Origin of the sequence: Shewanella seohaensis (assembly GCF_023283775.1) — a bacterium.
Lineage (GTDB): Bacteria > Pseudomonadota > Gammaproteobacteria > Enterobacterales > Shewanellaceae > Shewanella > Shewanella seohaensis.
Map to the genome: position 1 here is coordinate 304119 of NZ_JAKILE010000003.1, position 17774 is coordinate 321892.

General features: G+C 49.4%; 19 protein-coding genes. 12 read left to right on the forward strand and 7 right to left on the reverse strand.

All coding sequences use genetic code 11. The features are described from left to right. Positions 1 to 80: 80 nt before the first annotated feature. The 6 genes from L2713_RS05125 (at position 81) to L2713_RS05150 (ending at position 6526) form a co-directional block, all read left to right on the forward strand. On the forward strand, positions 81 to 782 hold the full coding sequence (locus L2713_RS05125) for a TetR/AcrR family transcriptional regulator (RefSeq protein ID WP_248967171.1): 702 nt from the start codon (positions 81 to 83) through the stop codon (positions 780 to 782). Further along, positions 779 to 1792, forward strand: coding sequence for an HlyD family secretion protein (locus L2713_RS05130; protein ID WP_248967172.1), 1014 nt, complete (start codon positions 779 to 781; stop codon positions 1790 to 1792). Before L2713_RS05125 ends, L2713_RS05130 begins: the two co-directional genes overlap by 4 nt. 95 nt (positions 1793 to 1887) lie before the next feature. Continuing rightward, entirely contained in the window at positions 1888 to 2829 is a 942-nt protein-coding gene (locus L2713_RS05135; protein ID WP_248967219.1) for an ABC transporter ATP-binding protein, read from the forward strand. Continuing rightward, complete coding sequence (locus tag L2713_RS05140; protein WP_011626661.1) at positions 2819 to 3940, forward strand: ABC transporter permease; 1122 nt, start codon at positions 2819 to 2821, stop codon at positions 3938 to 3940. Before L2713_RS05135 ends, L2713_RS05140 begins: the two co-directional genes overlap by 11 nt. Before the next feature lie 238 nt (positions 3941 to 4178). Continuing rightward, entirely contained in the window at positions 4179 to 5465 is a 1287-nt protein-coding gene (locus tag L2713_RS05145; protein ID WP_248967220.1) for an acetyl-CoA hydrolase/transferase family protein, read from the forward strand. A gap of 230 nt (positions 5466 to 5695) precedes the next feature. After that, positions 5696 to 6526 (forward strand): SseB family protein, encoded by an 831-nt coding sequence (locus tag L2713_RS05150; protein WP_248967173.1) that lies wholly within the window; start codon positions 5696 to 5698, stop codon positions 6524 to 6526. A 79-nt stretch (positions 6527 to 6605) separates the two neighbouring features. Here L2713_RS05150 and L2713_RS05155 read toward each other — a convergent pair whose 3' ends face one another. Further along, positions 6606 to 8171: a S8 family serine peptidase gene (locus L2713_RS05155; protein WP_248967174.1), complete on the reverse strand. Its 1566-nt coding sequence runs from the start codon at positions 8169 to 8171 to the stop codon at positions 6606 to 6608. Positions 8172 to 8538: 367 nt separating this feature from the next. Between L2713_RS05155 and L2713_RS05160 the strand changes: the two genes are divergently transcribed. Next, positions 8539 to 9012, forward strand: coding sequence for an NTF2 fold immunity protein (locus L2713_RS05160; protein WP_248967175.1), 474 nt, complete (start codon positions 8539 to 8541; stop codon positions 9010 to 9012). A gap of 164 nt (positions 9013 to 9176) precedes the next feature. Continuing rightward, on the forward strand, positions 9177 to 9668 hold the full coding sequence (locus L2713_RS05165) for a DUF4303 domain-containing protein (protein WP_248967176.1): 492 nt from the start codon (positions 9177 to 9179) through the stop codon (positions 9666 to 9668). A gap of 33 nt (positions 9669 to 9701) precedes the next feature. Here L2713_RS05165 and L2713_RS05170 read toward each other — a convergent pair whose 3' ends face one another. From L2713_RS05170 to L2713_RS05180, 3 genes are all read right to left on the reverse strand, one after another. Further along, the gene (locus L2713_RS05170) at positions 9702 to 10193 is read right to left on the reverse strand and encodes a hypothetical protein (protein WP_248967177.1); all 492 of its coding nucleotides are present in this window, start codon (positions 10191 to 10193) and stop codon (positions 9702 to 9704) included. Positions 10194 to 10265: 72 nt separating this feature from the next. Next, entirely contained in the window at positions 10266 to 10814 is a 549-nt protein-coding gene (locus tag L2713_RS05175; protein ID WP_248967178.1) for a DUF1415 domain-containing protein, read from the reverse strand. 27 nt (positions 10815 to 10841) lie between these two features. Further along, positions 10842 to 11435: a LysE family translocator gene (locus L2713_RS05180; RefSeq protein WP_011623319.1), complete on the reverse strand. Its 594-nt coding sequence runs from the start codon at positions 11433 to 11435 to the stop codon at positions 10842 to 10844. Positions 11436 to 11748: 313 nt separating this feature from the next. Here L2713_RS05180 and L2713_RS05185 point away from each other — a divergent pair, with 313 nt between their 5' ends. Together L2713_RS05185 and L2713_RS05190 are read left to right on the forward strand one after the other, a co-directional pair. Then, positions 11749 to 12351 carry a DUF4136 domain-containing protein gene (locus L2713_RS05185; RefSeq protein WP_088210696.1) on the forward strand — a complete coding sequence of 201 codons (603 nt, stop codon included), beginning with the start codon at positions 11749 to 11751 and terminating at the stop codon, positions 12349 to 12351. A gap of 302 nt (positions 12352 to 12653) precedes the next feature. After that, positions 12654 to 13052, forward strand: coding sequence for a VOC family protein (locus L2713_RS05190; protein ID WP_248967179.1), 399 nt, complete (start codon positions 12654 to 12656; stop codon positions 13050 to 13052). 112 nt (positions 13053 to 13164) lie between these two features. On the opposite strand, the gene L2713_RS05195 is transcribed toward L2713_RS05190, so the two are convergent. Together L2713_RS05195 and L2713_RS05200 are read right to left on the reverse strand one after the other, a co-directional pair. Next, positions 13165 to 13734 (reverse strand): hypothetical protein, encoded by a 570-nt coding sequence (locus L2713_RS05195; RefSeq protein ID WP_248967180.1) that lies wholly within the window; start codon positions 13732 to 13734, stop codon positions 13165 to 13167. Positions 13735 to 13963: 229 nt separating this feature from the next. Then, positions 13964 to 14785, reverse strand: a complete 822-nt coding sequence (locus L2713_RS05200; protein WP_248967181.1) for a DUF2797 domain-containing protein — start codon at positions 14783 to 14785, stop codon at positions 13964 to 13966. A gap of 244 nt (positions 14786 to 15029) precedes the next feature. On the opposite strand from L2713_RS05200, the gene L2713_RS05205 reads away from it, so the two are divergent. Both L2713_RS05205 and L2713_RS05210 read left to right on the forward strand, forming a co-directional pair. Continuing rightward, positions 15030 to 16190 (forward strand): alpha/beta hydrolase, encoded by a 1161-nt coding sequence (locus L2713_RS05205; protein WP_248967182.1) that lies wholly within the window; start codon positions 15030 to 15032, stop codon positions 16188 to 16190. 96 nt (positions 16191 to 16286) lie between these two features. Next, a complete protein-coding gene (locus L2713_RS05210; RefSeq protein ID WP_248967183.1) occupies positions 16287 to 17174 on the forward strand; it encodes a DMT family transporter in 888 nt (295 codons plus the stop codon). Between the two features lie 60 nt (positions 17175 to 17234). On the opposite strand, the gene L2713_RS05215 is transcribed toward L2713_RS05210, so the two are convergent. Continuing rightward, positions 17235 to 17735 carry a glycine cleavage system transcriptional repressor gene (locus tag L2713_RS05215; protein WP_011623313.1) on the reverse strand — a complete coding sequence of 167 codons (501 nt, stop codon included), beginning with the start codon at positions 17733 to 17735 and terminating at the stop codon, positions 17235 to 17237. Between the last annotated feature and the right edge of the window lie 39 nt (positions 17736 to 17774).

Sequence of the window (17774 nt, forward strand, 5' to 3'; positions counted from 1 at the left end):
AAAATGAGGAATTTAACTGCTGCCTTTTCCAGCAGCTTTTCAGTATATTCATCAATAGATGAATTCTGCTGGAGCTGGTTATGTCGCTTATTCCCAGCCGCCCCCGTGGGGTGGTGCCATTTGCTACCCATGCCGACACCTCCCAGGCGGCAGGCCGCCCTAAGGGCAACTCAGATGCGCGCCAACGGCTGATCACCGCCGCCGTCAGCCTCTTTAGTGAACGCAGTTATCCCACAGTGTCGACCCGTGAAATTGCCCGAGTGGCCGAGGTGGATGCGGCGCTTATCCGTTATTACTTTGGTTCTAAGGCTGGGCTGTTTGAGCAGATGGTGCGCGAAACCCTCGAGCCTGTGATTACCCGTTTACGCGAAATGTCCACGGCGCAAGCGCCTAATAATGTGGGCGATTTAATGCAAACCTATTATCGGGTGATGGCGCCCAACCCCGGATTACCGCGATTGATTGTCCGTGTGCTGCAGGAGAGCGATGGCACCGAAGCCTATCGGATCATGTTGTCTGTGTTTGAGCAAATGCTGTCCCTCTCGCGCCAATGGCTCGAAGCCTCATTTGTTAGCGCTGGCATTCTCAAGGAGGGGCTAGACCCCAATTTTGTGCGCCTCAGTTTTGTCAGTTTAATGGTGTTTCCGCTGATCGCGCCTCCGGTATTAATGCGTCAGTTTGGCCTATTTAGTACCAGTGGCACGGATTTACAACGGTTAGCGCTACACAATATGCAGGTATTTACGCAGGGGGTGATGCGTGAACCTAGGAGTGAATTATGATTTTAACCAATAGGTTAACAGTTAGGTCGGTTAAGGTGCGGCAACCTTCTCCCCGAGGATGGGGCAAGCTGGTGGCGAGTTTATTGGGCGCGGCGTTGTTGCTGCAATTGACGGCCTGCGGCGATGAATCGCCCCGCGTGCTGGGCACCGTCGAGCGTGACAGGTTAACCCTCACCGCGCCTGTGGGGGAGCTGATCAAGCGGATTAATGTGGTCGAAGGCCAGCAAGTGCAGGCGGGGGAAGTGTTACTCGAGCTGGATAGTACAGCCGCTCAGGCGCGCCTTGGCCAGCGTCAGGCCGAGCTTAAACAGGCGCAGGCCAAGCTAGAGGAAGCCGTGACGGGTGCTCGCTCGGAAGACATAGATAAAGCCCGCGCAGCCCTCGATGGCGCCAATGCCAGCGTGAAAGAGGCGCGGCAGAATTTTGAGCGTACGCAACAGTTATTTAAGACTAAGGTGCTCAGCCAAGCGGACTTAGATGCGGCGCGCGCGGCGCGTGATACCAGCCTTGCCAAGCAGGCCGAAGCCGAGCAGAGCCTAAGACTGCTGCAAAACGGCACCCGCAGCGAGCAACTCGAGCAAGCCAGAGCCGCAGTCGAGGCGGCGATGGCAGGCGTGGCGCAGGAGCAAAAAGCCCTCAAGGATTTAAGCCTAGTAGCGGCGAAACCCGCAGTGGTGGATACCTTGCCTTGGCGGGTGGGTGACAGGGTGGCCGCAGGTAGTCAACTCATTGGTTTATTGGCAATTGAACATCCCTATGTGCGGGTATATCTGCCAGCAACTTGGCTCGATAGGGTTAAGGCGGGGAGCCAAGTGAAGATCCTTGTCGATGGCCGCACCCAGCCTATTGCAGGCACTGTGCGTAATATTCGCAGTCAACCGGCTTACACTCCTTTTTATGCGTTAAATGAGCGTGATAGGGCACGACTGATGTATCTCACCGATATTGATATTGCGCCAGAGGGAGAGAATTTACCCACGGGGATGGCCCTTGAGGTACTGCTGCCATGAGTGCTCAACAGGCTTCAGCAGGGATATCAATCGCTGGGACATCTGCGGCAGAAACATCAAGCGCTGCTTCTGAGTTTGCTATCGAAACCCGCGGCATGACCCGCGCCTTTGGCGGCATCAATGCGGTCGAAGATCTCGATTTAGCTATCCCTAAGGGCACGATTTATGGATTTTTAGGCCCCAATGGTTGCGGTAAATCGACCTCCATTCGGATGTTGACTGGGCTGCTTAGCCCGACCTCGGGGGATATTCGGGTGCTGGGCGAAACCTTGCCCGGCGCCGAGGAAAAACTGCGCCGCCGCATTGGCTATATGACGCAAAAATTTTCCCTCTACGACAATTTGTCGGTGCGGGAAAACCTCGAGTTTGTGGCACAAATTTATGGGCTGAATCGTCGCCACACCAAGGCGCGTTTGGCCGAGTTATTAAGCCTTTACGATTTGGCGGGGCGCGAGAAGCAAATGGCGGGCTCCATGAGTGGCGGGCAAAAGCAGCGTTTAGCCTTAGCCGCCGCGACCTTACATCACCCCGAACTGTTATTTCTCGATGAGCCGACGTCGGCGGTGGACCCTGAAAATCGCCGCGAGTTTTGGGAGCGGCTGTTCGACCTCTGTGCCCAAGGCACCACGATTTTAGTCTCGACCCACTATATGGATGAGGCCGAGCGTTGCCATGGTCTCGCGATTTTAGAGCGCGGGATAAAACGCGCCGATGGCTCACCGCAACAACTCATGGCGGCCATGGGCGCGCGGGTGATTGAAGTGTCGGGGGAGGATTTACGCAAGCTTAAACAATCGCTTATCAGCGACGCCAACGTGTTATCGGCGGCGCAGATTGGCAGTCGTTTACGGGTATTGGTACAAAGTTCGATTGCAGATCCGCTGGCTTGGTTAAGCCCAAGGGTCGCGGGGCGGGCGCTGACCGAAGTGCGCCCAAGCCTTGAGGATGTGTTTGTGACTTGCACGGGCGGACGTGCCCAGCTAACGCCGCCAAACGGCAGTCAGGCCACGACAGTGGAGGCTCAAGATGCTACGTAGAATTTGGGCCGTAGTGGTCAAAGAACTCAGGCAGTTATCGCGGGATCGCATGACCTTCGGCATGATAGTGATGATCCCCTTAGTGCAGTTGATGCTGTTTGGCTATGCCATCAACACCGATGCGCGCCATTTGCCCGCAGGTTTAGTGAATTTAAGCGACTCCGCCTATAGCCGCGCCTTAGTCAAGGCGGTAGAAGCGACTCAAGTCGTTGATTTTAAACATCGGTATTTGAGCGCCGCCGAGGCGGATGCGGCCATCACTCGGGGCGAAGTGAAAGCCGTGCTGTATTTAGGCGCCGATCTCGACGAGCGTTTAGTGCGACATCCCGCCTTTGCGGGGCAGGCCTATTTTGCCGAGCCCGTGGGGCAATGGTTGGTGGATGGCTCGGATACTGTGGTCGCTTCTACCATTCGCAGTTTAAGGCAAATGCCGCTGGATGAAATTGCGGGCAGGGCGGTCAAATCGAATCCCCCCAGTTTTGAGGTGGTGCAGTACTTTAACCCTGAGCAGCGTTCTGTGGTGAATATCGTCCCCGGCCTCTTGGGGGTCATTTTGACTATGACCATGGTGATGTTTACCTCGGCCGCGATTGTGCGCGAGCGAGAGCAGGGCAATATGGAGTTTTTAATCACTACGCCGGTGAGGCCGCTGGAGCTAATGCTTGGGAAAATCACCCCTTATGTATTAGTGGGCTTTGTGCAATTGGCCATTATTCTCACCGCCGGACATTTACTGTTTGCCGTGCCGATCCGCGGCGGTTTGGATTCGATTGCGCTGGCGGCCATGTTGTTTATCTGCGCCAGTTTGACCTTAGGCCTAGTGATTTCGACCATAGCGAAAACCCAGTTACAGTCGATGCAGATGACGGTGTTTATCCTGCTGCCGTCGATTCTGTTGTCGGGCTTTATGTTCCCCTACGAGGCCATGCCCGTGGCGGCGCAGTGGATTGCCGAGGCGTTACCCGCGACGCACTTTATGCGCATGTCCCGCGCGATTGTGCTGAGGGATGCCGAGGTGAGTGACTTGCAATTTGATGCGCTGTGGATGATTGGCTTTACCTGCCTAGGGCTGCTGGTGGCAAGCCTGCGATTCTCTAAACGTTTGGATTAACGGCTCTCGCTTTGGGCGTGAGTTTTGACTTAACGCAAAGTATTGGTAAAGAATCGGACTAAGTCGTTGAAATGGATGTTAGTTACTTTAGAACTCGCTTACACTGCTGCTAATAAAATGTTCCTTTGCGGTATTGGCTTTGCGTAACCCTTGGGGGAGCGGAGATGCAAAGCGTGTGGCGCATCCTCGCCACACCATGCGCAAAGGGATGGGGATCAGTTTAGCGAAGGAATTCAGTATGCCTGCGATTGTGTGTCAAAGTGCCCTCGAAGCGGTATCGCTTATTCAAAGTGGCGAAACCCTGTGGACCCATTCCATGGGGGCGACCCCCAGAGTCTTATTGGATGCGCTGGCAAAACATGCGCTCACCCTTGAAAATCTCACCTTATTACAGCTACATACCGAAGGCGCCGAGTCCTTAAGTCATCCCGATTTGCGTGGTCATCTGCGCCATCGTTGTTTCTTCGGTGGAGTGCCGACTCGGCCGTTATTACAAAGCGGTGACGCCGACTATGTGCCGATTTTCCTCTCGGAAGTGCCTAAACTGTTCCGCAGCGGTGAGCAAAAAATCGATACCGCGATAATCCAAGTGTCGCCGCCCGACAAACACGGCATGTGTTCCTTAGGGATTTCGGTGGAGGCCACTTTAGCCGCCTGCCAAGTGGCGGGTAAAATCATCGCCCATATCAACCCGCAAATGCCCCGCACCCACGGCGATGGCTTTATCCATATCGACCGTTTTGCTGCCGTGTATGAACAGAGCGCCAGTTTACCCATCCATGCCTTTGCCACCGGCGATGCCGTGAGTTTGGCGATAGGTCAAAACGTGGCCGAATTAGTGCGTGATGGCGATTGTTTGCAGATGGGGATTGGCGCTATTCCCGATGCAGTGTTGTCCTGCCTGACTGAACACAAAGACTTAGGCGTGCATACCGAGCTATTTTCTGACGGGATTTTGCAACTGGTCGAAAAGGGCGTGATTAACAACAGCAAGAAACGTTTTTACCCCGGAAAACTGGTCACAGGTTTCGCCTTAGGTAGCCAGAAGTTATACGACTATGTGGATGATAATCCTGCGGTCATTTTTATGGATATCGAGCAGGTGAATGATACTGCCATCATTCGTAAAAACCCCAATGTGATGGCGATTAACTCGGCATTGCAGGTCGATCTTTCTGGCCAAGTCTGCGCCGATTCGATAGGCACTAAGATTTATTCGGGTGTTGGCGGGCAGATGGACTTTATTCGCGGCGCAGGGCTATCTGAAGGCGGCCGTTCTGTGATTGCCTTGCCAAGTACCGCTTCGGGCGGCAAGATTTCCCGCATTGCTCCTGTGTTATCGCCAGGTGCAGGGGTTGTGACGACGCGTGCCCATGTGCATTACATAGTGACCGAGTATGGCGCGGCGAACCTGCGTGGCCGCTCCCTGCGCGAGCGGGCGCAGGCGCTGATCAATATCGCTCATCCGGATTTTCGTGAGCAGCTTTGCCGCGATGCCTTCGAGGTGTGGGGATTAAGTCTGTAACCCTATCAATCAGTTACTCCTGAGTGCCGAGTTTGCGACTACGCAGGCTCGGTACAGTACTAAGTGCCTGCTTTGATGCCAATTGTGGGATGTTTTGCTCGATTCGACGCCCTCAATGTTTTACCATGCCCACGCGATTTAATCTGGTCAGTGTGAATCGAATGGCTAAAAATTATTTTTAACTCTTTGATAGTAAAGGACTGAACCGCTTAATAACAGGAAGTTTGCCAATGTTGTACACCCTAGAAGCGACAACCCCACTCGAACAAATTTTTGTGAAAGCCCTCCAAGACAATCTGTATGCGGCCGAGTTTTATCAACAACTTAGCCAATCAACCCTGTTTATCTTGAGTGAGAGTAGCACTGAGGCACCCGAGGCGGGTGAAGGTGCGATGGCTATCGGCATCACCCAGTGGTATGTCCCCCTCGAGGATGGCAGTGATCATCCTTTTACGCCGATTTTCACATCTCAAACCGCCGTCGATAAGGCCATCGAATTGATGAAGAGCGAAGGCACTGCGCACCATGGGGTGATGACGCTCGATGCCGAGACGCTGTTCCAAGTGTTGCTGCAATCGGGGAGCGATATGGCGCTGAACCCTAACAGCAATATGTCGAAATCCTTGGATGCACATGAAGTACGCTTGATGCTGTCATCGCAGCTTGAGTTGGTGGAGCACAGGGGCGCGCTCTCGCTATTTGGCAATATCGAGCCCCATGAGTATCCGCATTTCGCCCAGCTCAAAGCGTTACTCGCTAACTATAAAGCCGTCGAGAAGGCCTATCTGTTGGAATCGTCACGCTTGGATTTTATTCGAAGTACGTCGGACCATGCCTTAAGCCTAGTGATCCAGCTACCCGCTGAAAATTCAGAGGATATTAATCGTATTCGTGGCGATGTGAAGTTGCTCGAGCGTCAACTTGGGCAGGACAGCTGGCCCATTAAGGTGCATCATTTACATGGCGACAGCGTCGAGCCAATTGCGACATTTTGCCAAGCCAAGAGCGCGCCTTTTTACAGCCGTTCACTGCTGAGCAGTATCAAAGGTTGGTTTAAGTAACTCCAGTCGATAATAAAAAACCAGCACAAGTGCTGGTTTTTTTATTGGGATTACCTTGGCTGATTATCTTGGCTAAATACTATTTGCCAGAGCAGCCATAGGTGGTGAGGTAAGCATCGGCCGCTTTCGCGTTGACGATACCATAACCGAAGTAGTTATCCTTACCCACAGTGCCTGCATCCATTGCCGTTGCTTTGAGTGCCTTACGGATTTGTGTACCAGTACATTGTGAATGGTTAGACCATACCAGTGCCGCCATACCCGATACTGCTGGTGTCGCCATTGAAGTACCGCTCATAAAGCCGTAGTCAACCGAATCGATTGAAACCGTTGCGTTTTGTGCAGCGATTAGGCTCGCTCTATCTTCAAATGCAGCGCCAACTGCTGGAATGGTGGTGGCGTTGGTATCACCCAAAGTGCCGTAGAGCATGCCCGCGACGTTGTTGATAACGATTGCACCGACACCGCCTGAGTTTTCACAGTTAAGCACTTTATCGTGGAAGGAAATCACGCCGCGATCGATTACGCAAATCTTACCGTTCGCGCCAGAATCCACGGCTTGAGCTGTGCCCATAAAGTAGGTATTACCTGTGGCTGAACCTGGGTTTTCCATTGCTGACGATGCGACTGTCGCGCCATCGGCGGTTAAGGTTGAGGCCGTTGCCATGCCAGCAGGGTAGGTTGATAGGGTATCGACACCACCCGCGGTAACTTCAACACAGATGCCATCATCGTTGACGGCTTTTTTACCACGACCGCTCACGCAGCTTGGGTATTGGGAGAAGTCGGCAATCTTATTGTTGGCATCGTTAGCACCGATCATCATTACCGATGGGTAACCCGCTGGATAAGAACGAACCGAGTTACCGTCGTTACCCGCAGCCGCGACCACTAAACCACCCGCCGCAGTAAAGGCGTCGAAGGCATTCTTTTCAGTATTGTTGGCTGCGCCGCCACCTAAGCTCATGCTGATGATCTTAGCGCCAGCATTGCTACATTTGTTGGCTGCATAGGCTAAGTCAGAGGAGTAACCCCAGCCCGATGCGTTGAATACTTTTACGATGTGCATAGGTACGCCAGGCGCCATACCGACTACACCGATATTGTTGTCTTCCGCACCAATAGTACCCGCAACGTGAGTGCCGTGTGGGCCACCATTTTGGAACCAGTTACCCGTGCCTGGGTCGTTGTCGCCTGTGATGTTGTTCCAGTTAAAGTCGGGGTTTGAGCTATCTAAACCAGAGTCAATAATACACACCTTCATGCCCGCATTTGGGTTAAAGGTCACTTCGTTGGCATGGGATTGATATACCGCATAGGGCGTGACTTGCTGGGTCATTGGATTGCCCGCATCGTCGTTATACAGCGCCATAGGATGGCGGCGAACGTCTTCTTCAATCAGGGTGATATGTGGATTGTTTAACAGGCCTTTTACTTGGGCGAGATCTTTACCGGTAAAAGTCGCTGCAATAAATTCATCCCCTTCGAGATTGATTTCAGCACCTAATTTTTTAGCCAGTGCCTTCACTATGCCTGCATGACCCGCTTCGACTTGGATGACATAACGATTATCGTCGGCATGGGCTTGGGCAATAACGCCCACAGATAAGGCAATAACGGCACTCGCGATTTTGGTTAATTTCATTGTGCTTGCTCCATTTGTTATCAAGGTTGTAAGACCTAAGCGACACGGAGCATCTACTTGCGCTCCTATGGACAGACGGGCGTCTGCTGACTTAGGCGATTTCAACCTAACACAGGAATTTGTATTTAACAAATAAATAACAAAAGTAGCAATTTGTAAACATTTTGAGCTGTAAACAAAGAATGACAATCATGGTAGCGTTAACAGCCAAGCCATGTTGGGGAGAATAGATTGGTTAATTCACTCTAAGATAATGAATTATAGCTATGTTTTTATCTATGCTGGCAGAGATCAAAACTTGTGACCGACAGGCCGTTTGGTTATAGTGTCGCCGCCTGTGACCTAAGAAGAGGACGAGATAATCGACATGGATGAGATTGAATTAAAAGCGTATTTAACACAGCATGTGTTATCTTTCTGCCAAAGCTGGAATGAGATCGAAAATAATCTCTATGCCAAACTGCAAGCAGAGGAAGAAGCTTTAAGAAAGGCCGTGCCCGAAACTGAGTTTCACTATGCGGAGCGAACCGACTGGTTTGCACTGCTCAATGAACAAATCTCCCCCTTATTCGATGCGTTTTGTACTGATAAGCCCCGTGTTTACGGCGGTAAAGTTCGCAACTCCTTTGGTTTTCCTTCAAAGTTTAATGGTTGTGACTATCCCCTTGAGCTGCTCGTTAACTTAAAACATAAGAGCAGAGCCGAAATTTATATCAAAACCAACACTCACTTCGAAGATGAGTATCTATTTATCGTCCTTAAAAAAGCCGATGAATGGCGTATCGATAGCTATAAGAATCGTCGCTATGGCAATGAGAAATGGAGCGCACAAATCCTGTAATTGGACTTCATCTTCATGCTCTAATCGTAAAATGTGGCACAAACGTCGAGCGGATAAGGCCGGCTTAAGCTGAGCGATACGACGTAACTTCAAAGGATATGTTTAGGTGAAAAATCTCTATGCCATTAGATGATCAGCTTGTTACACGGATCAAAGCCGAGATAATGCGGTTTACAACAGTGGAGGTTGAGCGGTTTTTATTAAGCCATCCTGATAAAACCTTTTATGCCTTCGCCTTCGATACAAATGCAGAATACGCAGAGTTAAATCTTTGTTTTAATACTGAATTGGATTTCCAGCGTTGCTTAGCCTATTACCAGTCAGGGAAATGGGCTACGTCATACCAAAACCCTGAAGCCATCCAAGAGCTTAAGTTCAATACGGGGGACTGGGAATATCAATGTGTGAGTACGCTTTATGTGCTTTCAGAGGACGAGTTGCAGGTGATTCAACGGCGTTTACCCGAGGATGACTTTAGCGAGTGGGAAGCCATAGTGGGGCAAATACGTTCGATATTTTCCGAATGCCTACTGCAGTTTACTCAGACGGAAGTGTATCAAGCGATACCTAAGACCGATGACTTTATCGCCTTTAGTATCGACCATGATGAAGATGTTGCCGATATCTTGGCCGATAGAGTGGAATGTGCAGAATGACATTTACCCTTATTGAATCATCACCAGCCTACTTTAAGCGTAGGCTCTGATCTCCAATTGCTCGATGATCTGCTTCCCTTGTTCGAGGCCCACATGATGAACAATTTCCGTTTTAATTAACTCAACATAATTTGGTTGGATATTATAGTCATCATCAAAAAGGGCATCGCCTGCGTGGGTGATGAGTGTTGCTAAGGCATTAAAGCAGATAGACATTTGGGTTAAATCGGTAAAAAGAAGGCGGGGCGCCCAACGGCCCATTCCATGGCGAGCGAAAAGAATGCTCCCATTCTTTAAATGATAAATTAAGGGATCGCCATGGGAGCTTGCCAGTACTAACCAATTATCATCCCAAGCAGGTTCCCGCGCTTGGGTGATACCGTGCCAGCGATAACCCATTTGAAAATCGATTAAGTCTTCAAATCTTGGAAATTCAAATAGGGCAAAACCGATATCCAGTTGGCATGATTCAGGAATACCAGAACCTAACCATGGCTTTAATGCTGGTGGGATGAGCAAGTCCATCGTGATTACATTCCTTTGTTGTAAGCAATGAGCAGATTCCGATGCGGCGCATGTACTTTCGCCGCGATGAGACTATTTCCCCATGCACTCTGCGAGTAATTTAATAAAAAATTCGCTGCCTTTACGCTCACAAAATTGAATATTGCGCTCGGGAATCGATTCTGGGTCGTTGTAGTTAGCAAGGGCTAACTCCATACTGGCCTCGCGAATAATATGCAGGGTTGGGTAGGGCGCGCGGTTGGTAAAATTGGCCGCAGAATCCTGTGGTTCATCCTCGAAGCAATAGTCGGGATGAAAATGCGCGAGCTGATACACGCCTTCATAGTCGTTGTCGAACACGGCGTCGTTCGCCATATCGACGAGATCGAGGTAAGTATAAAAGCCCTCAAAACCCCGCGGCAGAATAAACAGTGTGGTTTCGGCTTCGGGATGCGCATCTAGATATTGGCATTCTTCAATCAAGGCCTTAAGCACTAGCTTGACTTTGGTTTGTTCAACAACGAGATAGCGAATACTGCCGCGCTCGACCTCACGTCTGGCGAAGGGGCAAATATTGTATTTCATGATCACTTTTTTCACCCAGTTATCGGTTTGTTCAATGATCAGATCGATCTCATTCATGCTAGTGCTTAACTCTTACGGCCAAAATTAGGGGGCGATCATAGGGATGATAGACGCCACAAGCAAGATGGCCATAGTGATATTAAAGATCTTCTGCTGGCGCTCATTTTTCAAAATACGTTTAAGCGCCACACCAAACCCAAGCCACACCACGGCGCAGGGAAAGGCGACGCATAAAAACACTGTGGCGATAGTGACCACTTGCGGTGTGAGATCCTGTTGCACCGAGGTAAAAGTGGCAATCGCACCCACCGCCATAATCCAGCCTTTAGGGTTAACCCATTGAAATGCGGCGGCTTGCAAAAAACTAAAGGGTTTAGCGATGCTCTTGCCCTCCATCTTGCTACTGCTGTTGGCAATTAGCCAAGACAGGTACAGGAGATACACAATCCCAATCACTTTAATCACTTGGTGGATAATCGGATAGGCTTGAAATAGGGCGCTTAAGCCTAGGCCGATGGCGAGGATCATAGTGGGAAAGCCAAGGCTAATCCCCATCAGATGCGGAATACTGCGTTTAACGCCAAAGTTGACCCCAGAGGTCATCAGCATAATGTTGTTAGGCCCTGGGGTGATCCCCGATGAGAAGGCAAACAACGCGATAGCGAGTATTAACTCCATAGATCTATTTCACACCTTTTGTTGTCGTTTTTGGCATTGTGATTGTGACTGTGACTGAATTTGCGCCTAGTGGCACGAGTTGGTACAGACGCTAGGCGAGGCATTCTAGCGGGTAAATTGGGTGGCGCCTATACGCCCTGCGGGCTTTATAAAGTAACAAATCATAACGCATTGGCCGGAGTTGAGTGCCTTGGTGCTATTTTGCCGCAATCCTTGTCGATGACCATGATTTAACACTATGATGCATATCGACTTTCAGTCTGAGAAATAGCAACTATCCTTAAGCTGTAAAAATCGCAATAAAGGAAAGAGCATGTATTTATCACAAACCATTGGGCGTTTATTGACGCTATTAACCATCAGTTTGGCCGCGCTGACGGCCTGCGTGAGTGTGGATGATTCGCAGGCGCTGCGAACCACGATTGTGACTTCGGGGGATTTGAGCCTATTACCGCCGAGTGCCATGACCTATACCTGGCATCCCACCCTACAGAAGATCTTTGTTGACAGTCGACTCGATAAACAGCAAGTGCAGCAGCATATGCAAGATACGCTGAAAAAAGTGCTGCTGACCAAAGGGTACCGCTGGGTCGAAGATCCACAGCTTGCTGATTTTCAAGTGGGGTTTGGCGTTGCCATGGGCACACAAATGTCGGACGAGCAGATACTCGCCGCCGCAGGCCTAGTGCCTGGGTTGTCAAACCAAGGTGTTGATCCTAAAAAATACGATAAAGGCTCAGTGCTGATTAGCTTTTTTAAGCCGACGGGAGTCGCAGGTCAACCCACTGAAATGGTCTGGCGAGTCCTTGCCCAAGGCTTTGCCAACATTAAAGATATGGACGAAGTTAAGGCCCGCTTCGATGGTTTAATCGATGAAATGCTGTTATCGCTGCCCGTCACCCATGCGGTGCAATAGTGCGGTTATCCAGCTCGGTTGCAAACTGACTCTTATAAACAGATAGCTAAAAACCGATAGTTATAAACAGATGGCTATAAGAAGAAGGTTATAAACTGACAGAATTAAGGCTGAAAGCTTAAGAACATTGTCATAAGGTATCCCCATTAGGCGAGTAAGATACTCGCCTTATGCTCTTGTGGGAATATAGGTTTAGGATGCCGCAATGATTGGCTAGACTGTTCTCTGAGCTATTTACAGTTACAGGTATTTTTACAGGACAGGATGTGACGTCCGCAGAGGATTTTTAAAGGGAGATTATGATGGCACAAAGTATCTTTGTTAATTTAGCGGTTGAAAGTGTTCAACAATCACGGGTTTTTTACGCTGGCCTAGGATTTGGTATCAATGAGCAATACAGCAATGAGCAGGCTGCTTGCGTGGTGATTGCCGACAATATTTATGTGATGCTGCTGGCGAAGCCTTTTTTCGCTGGCTTTACCGATAAGGCGATTGCCGATGCCTGCACCACGACAGAAGTGCTCAATTGTCTAGACTGCGACAGTCGAGAGCGTGTCGACCAACTGGTTAAGCTCGCAGAGCAACATGGCGGCAAAGCCTATCGTCAAGCCCAAGATCAAGGATTTATGTATGGCCACGCGTTTGAAGATCCCGATGGACATATCTGGGAACTTGTTCATATGGCAGCGCAAGTGGGTTAGGGCATCCTCTTACACACTCTTCTATACCACGCTTGTTCAATAATAGCGCGCGTTGCGTGAGGCCTAAGCTGTACACAACGTAGCGCGCCTATGTTTAATTAACCAGCCTATCTTAAGCTGACTTATTCCCTCGATTGGAAATATGAGTCTCAAGAAATTCCTTTATAAAATCAAAATCATCCACATTTATTTCCCTAGGCGTGAACGACACTTGGCAGGAAATGTGGGCAAAGTTGATCGTGAAGCTATGTGTGCCTCTGTATTTAAAGTATTTTGTACTGGCAATCTCATCCAAAGGGATAAACTGCTGTTTCATCTCAAAAAGATGAAATTCGGCATCGTAAATATGAAAAATGAGGCCTTCTTGATAGATATCAATGTAATAGCCATCTGGCCCCGCTTCGGCTAATTTCCTTTGTTCATTTTTAGCGGCTTTGCCTAGTCTTATCGATTCAGAAATGATCATGAAGACGAAGAAAAATGCCACCACAACGGCTAAAACAACAACAATTGTAAATCCTATATCCCATGGTTCTGTCGAAAGCGATGCCGTCAGTTCCTTCCAAGGACCGCTTGCTATTATCAGCGGGATTATCAAGAGCAAAAATATTCCAGATTGCTTATTACGTAATTTTTGTTGGAATGCACAGCGACGGATAAAATGTTGAGGTCCTTGTTTCACTAAAAATATTCCATATAAAGATGTTTTTTACTTTGGGGAAGCCTAGCGCCATTTTTATCCATAGGGAGGCAAGGCTTGAGTTCCTCGGGGTAATAACGAAACGGCGGCAATCAATTAGCCTATGCTCTGGCACAGTATCAATACTTCAGCATGAGCATGTCGAGGTTTCGCTATCAGTGTGTTGATAACCATGACAGATAGCAACACACTGAATTGCATAAAAATGAATTTATATTAGCTCTACGCTCACTTCATAGGCCGTGAATTTACGAATGTTAATCACGCCGGTATCGAAGATCAGATACTGACCTTTAATCCCCTGTAAAATCCCGCTTACCACCTCATTTTTATCGAAGTTGTGCGAAGTGATCTTCTTCGGAAAGGTGTCGATGGGATAGTGAATCGACTGAATCGTTTCATCTAAACGTTCGATACTGTCATCGCCTTTTTGCATGCCGATTTCGTGCAACTTAGCCTCAATTTGCGGGATCAGTTCCGCCGCCTTAGCATTTAAATCGATATCGTCGGCGTGGCCCTTAAGCATGGTTTGCCAGTGGGTTTTATCGTTAATGAGTTTGGCTAACTCCACTTCCACTAGACCCGAGATTTGTCGTGTCGACACTTTAAAAATCGGTAAACCTTGAGTCGCGCCTTGATCTATCCAGCGAGTAGGCAATTGTGTGTGGCGAGTGATGCCGACTTTGATACCTGAAGTATTGGATAGATAAACATAATGCGGCACAAAACAATGGCTTTGCGCCCACTCTGGCTCGCGGCAAGTACCTTGGTCAAAGTGACAGGTTTCGGGCTTCATAATGCACATATCGCAACTGGCGAGCTTTTGCATACACACAAAGCAATGGCCTTGCGAATAGCTCTTTTTGGTCTTTTTACCGCAGTTACAACAGAAGATGTTACCCGTGTGGGTCAGGGTCAGCGGCTTGCCAATTAAGGGATTCAGTGGCAGTAACTCGTCGCCAACAACCAGTTGATACTGTACTTGTTGCGCCTCATCTAAGTGTGCGCGCAGCTTTTTTAGCGTTCCTAACATAGGTGTTCCTAGTTTTTTATGGTGTCACTGGGTTTGGTAAGACATCCAGCGCACTTATGCATTCGTCATTGCGTGGTGTGCAGTATACAAGATTATCCCGCGGAGTTTAGATAGGAATTCTCGATTGAGAGCCTGACTGCAATATGTGGCTAATCAGGGCTTTCTGGTGGCGTAATTATGTTAATAAATTGATTGCCTTGATAAAAACCAGTAACTTAGCTGCCATTATTCAGGGAGGTTAACGATGCGGATGGTATTAGGACTGATTTTTTTCCTGTCGATGCAGGTGATGGCGCAGACAGACAAAATGCAGATCCATTCTGAAATATTGAATGATGACATTAACTTACAAATCAGACTCCCCGAAACCTATGGTCATTCCAGCGATTTTCGTTATCCCGTTTTAGTTGTCTTGGATGGCTCGACACAATTTGAGCATATTGCCGCGAATGTTGGTTTTTTGAGTGGTTATGCCATCGTCCCCGAACTGATAGTGGTGGGTATCAGCTCGAATAATCGCTTAAAGTCGTTTACGCCGACCCAATTAGAGCAGTTCAAAGACCGAAGTGGCGGAGCAGAGCATTACAGGCAGTTTTTAGAAACAGAACTACTCAGCAGCTTGAGCCAGAAATATCGCATGGCCGATTACCACATTCTGTCCGGGCACTCTTTGGCTGGGCTATTCAGCAGTTATGTGGCTCTGACGCCCGATACTCGGTTTAATGCGGCGATATCCATCAGCCCAAGCCTTTGGTGGGACAATGATTGGCTCGTACACGAGTCCGCTAAGTTAGCCGTCGCCAAACGGACAAAACCCATGCGTTGGTTTTTGAGTATCGCCAGTGAACCCAACGAGATGGCCAGCGCCTTTGCAGCCCAAATCACCCAATTGCAAAATACCTTGGGTAACAGCCCGTCAGTGAAGTCTCCTTCGGCCCAAATGTTGCGATGGTTTGATAAACGATTCCCCGAAGAAACCCATGACAGTACCCCGCTTATCGGCAATGTTGAGGCATTAAAGACGTTGTTTGCGGGCTGGAATGCGGTGCCCGAAGTCGCGGTTATGCCGCTAAAGGAATTAAAACAGTTCTATCGTCAGCAAACGGCGGTCTTCGGCTATGAGTTTCCGCTCTCTGCCCAGCAATATAATGTCTATGGCCTCAAGGCCAGTTATGAGCAAAAAACGGCGTGGGGAGTGGAGATTTTACAGGAGGGGACAAAGGTGTTTCCTATGTCTGAGGTGCTTTGGGATAGCTTAGCAACCGCCTACGATCTTGATGGTCAAACCGCTCTGGCGATTGATGCTTCCAACAAAGCGGTGCAGTTGGCAAAGCAATCCGACTCAGTGTTTTTAAATGAAATCTTGAGTCAGGCCAACAGTCTACAACGCAAGAATCGCCAGTAGGGCACGGCGTAAAAGCTAACAGTATCGCAACATATTTGGACAAGCGCCCGGCATCTGGGTAATCTTGTCATCCTTTTTAATCATAGAGACTGTATCTTGCCAGCCAATTTTTTACTCCTGCTCGCCGCCGCCATTTGGGGCTTTGGTTTTGTCGCCCAAACCTTGGGAATGGAGCATTTATCGCCCTTTGCATTCAACGGGCTACGTTTCTTAATTGGTACTGTGTCACTCGTTCCTCTGGTGTGGTACTTGGCTCGGCAGGGTAAAATTCATCTCGGTACGCCCAAAGATTTTGCCATTGGTTGTGTTGCGGTGGGCGGACTGTTATTTGCTGGCGCATCGCTACAACAGGTGGGACTGCTTTATACCACGGCCGCCAATGCGGGCTTTATCACTGGGCTTTATATCGTGTTAGTGCCGATATTGGGCTTAGCCCTGAAACATGCTACCGGCGCCAATACTTGGGTGGGCTGTGGTATCGCCGTGGTGGGGCTGTATTTTTTAAGCATTAAAGACGGTTTTCACCTCGGTTATGGCGATACGCTGCAATTGATTGGCGCACTATTTTGGGCGATGCATATTTTGGCGGTGGATCATTTTGCCAAGCGGATTTCGCCCGTGTTACTCGCCATGATGCAGTTTTTAGTGTGCGGCGTGTTAAGTTTGCTGGTGTCGGCGGTCATAGAGGTGACGACTGTCGATAAGGTGATTGCTGCTTGGGGCTCACTGGCCTACGCGGGGCTGATTTCAGTCGGTATTGCTTACACTTTACAGGTGCTGGCGCAAAAGCATGCTCATCCTGCGCACGCAGCGATTATTTTAAGTCTAGAAACCGTGTTCGCGGCCATCGGCGGTATTCTGTTCCTTGGGGAAAGCTTAGGACTGCGCGCCTTGTTTGGGTGCGGCTTGATGCTGCTGGGGATGTTGATTTCGCAAGTGCCGCTGCGCTATTTAATTAAGTCTCGGCACCAGAAAGTCAGTTAATTCGCCATAAAAAACGCCGCAGGGAGTGCCCGCGGCGTTTTTTGTTGAAGGGGTTGAGGGTTAACGGCTGAGTTTATCCAGCACTAAGTCATCACCGAGGGAGTAGAGGGACTGCACCAGTTGTTCCTCTTGGGCAAGATCGGTTAGGCCCAAGCCAATGGTGGCGCGAAACAGGGCGATGCCGGTATGGCCTGCGGTCTCAAATTGGCTGCTAAACTGTTCGATATTGATACCTAGGGCGGTGATGCGATTGGAAATATCCAGCACTAATCCGGGTCTGTCGTAGGACACTAGACTGTAGGTGAGCCGCTTAACGGGTTTGAGGGCGACCGAGGTTTTTGAATAGGTGAGGGTGAGGCCGTCGATGCATTCCAAGGCTTCAATCAGCTCGTCCATTTTCAGGGAAGGCACCTCGAGTAACAATATGGCGGCAAAGATCCCGTCAATATGGCGCAACTCTGAGTCTAACCAGTTGCCGCCATGGCGACTCACGGCGTGGGCGATTTGCTCGACTAATCCTTTTCTATCAGGTGCTTGAAGCGTGATTAAATATCGTAGCATGGCGACTGACTCCTATTTTTTGTAAAAGGCACCTGTTTT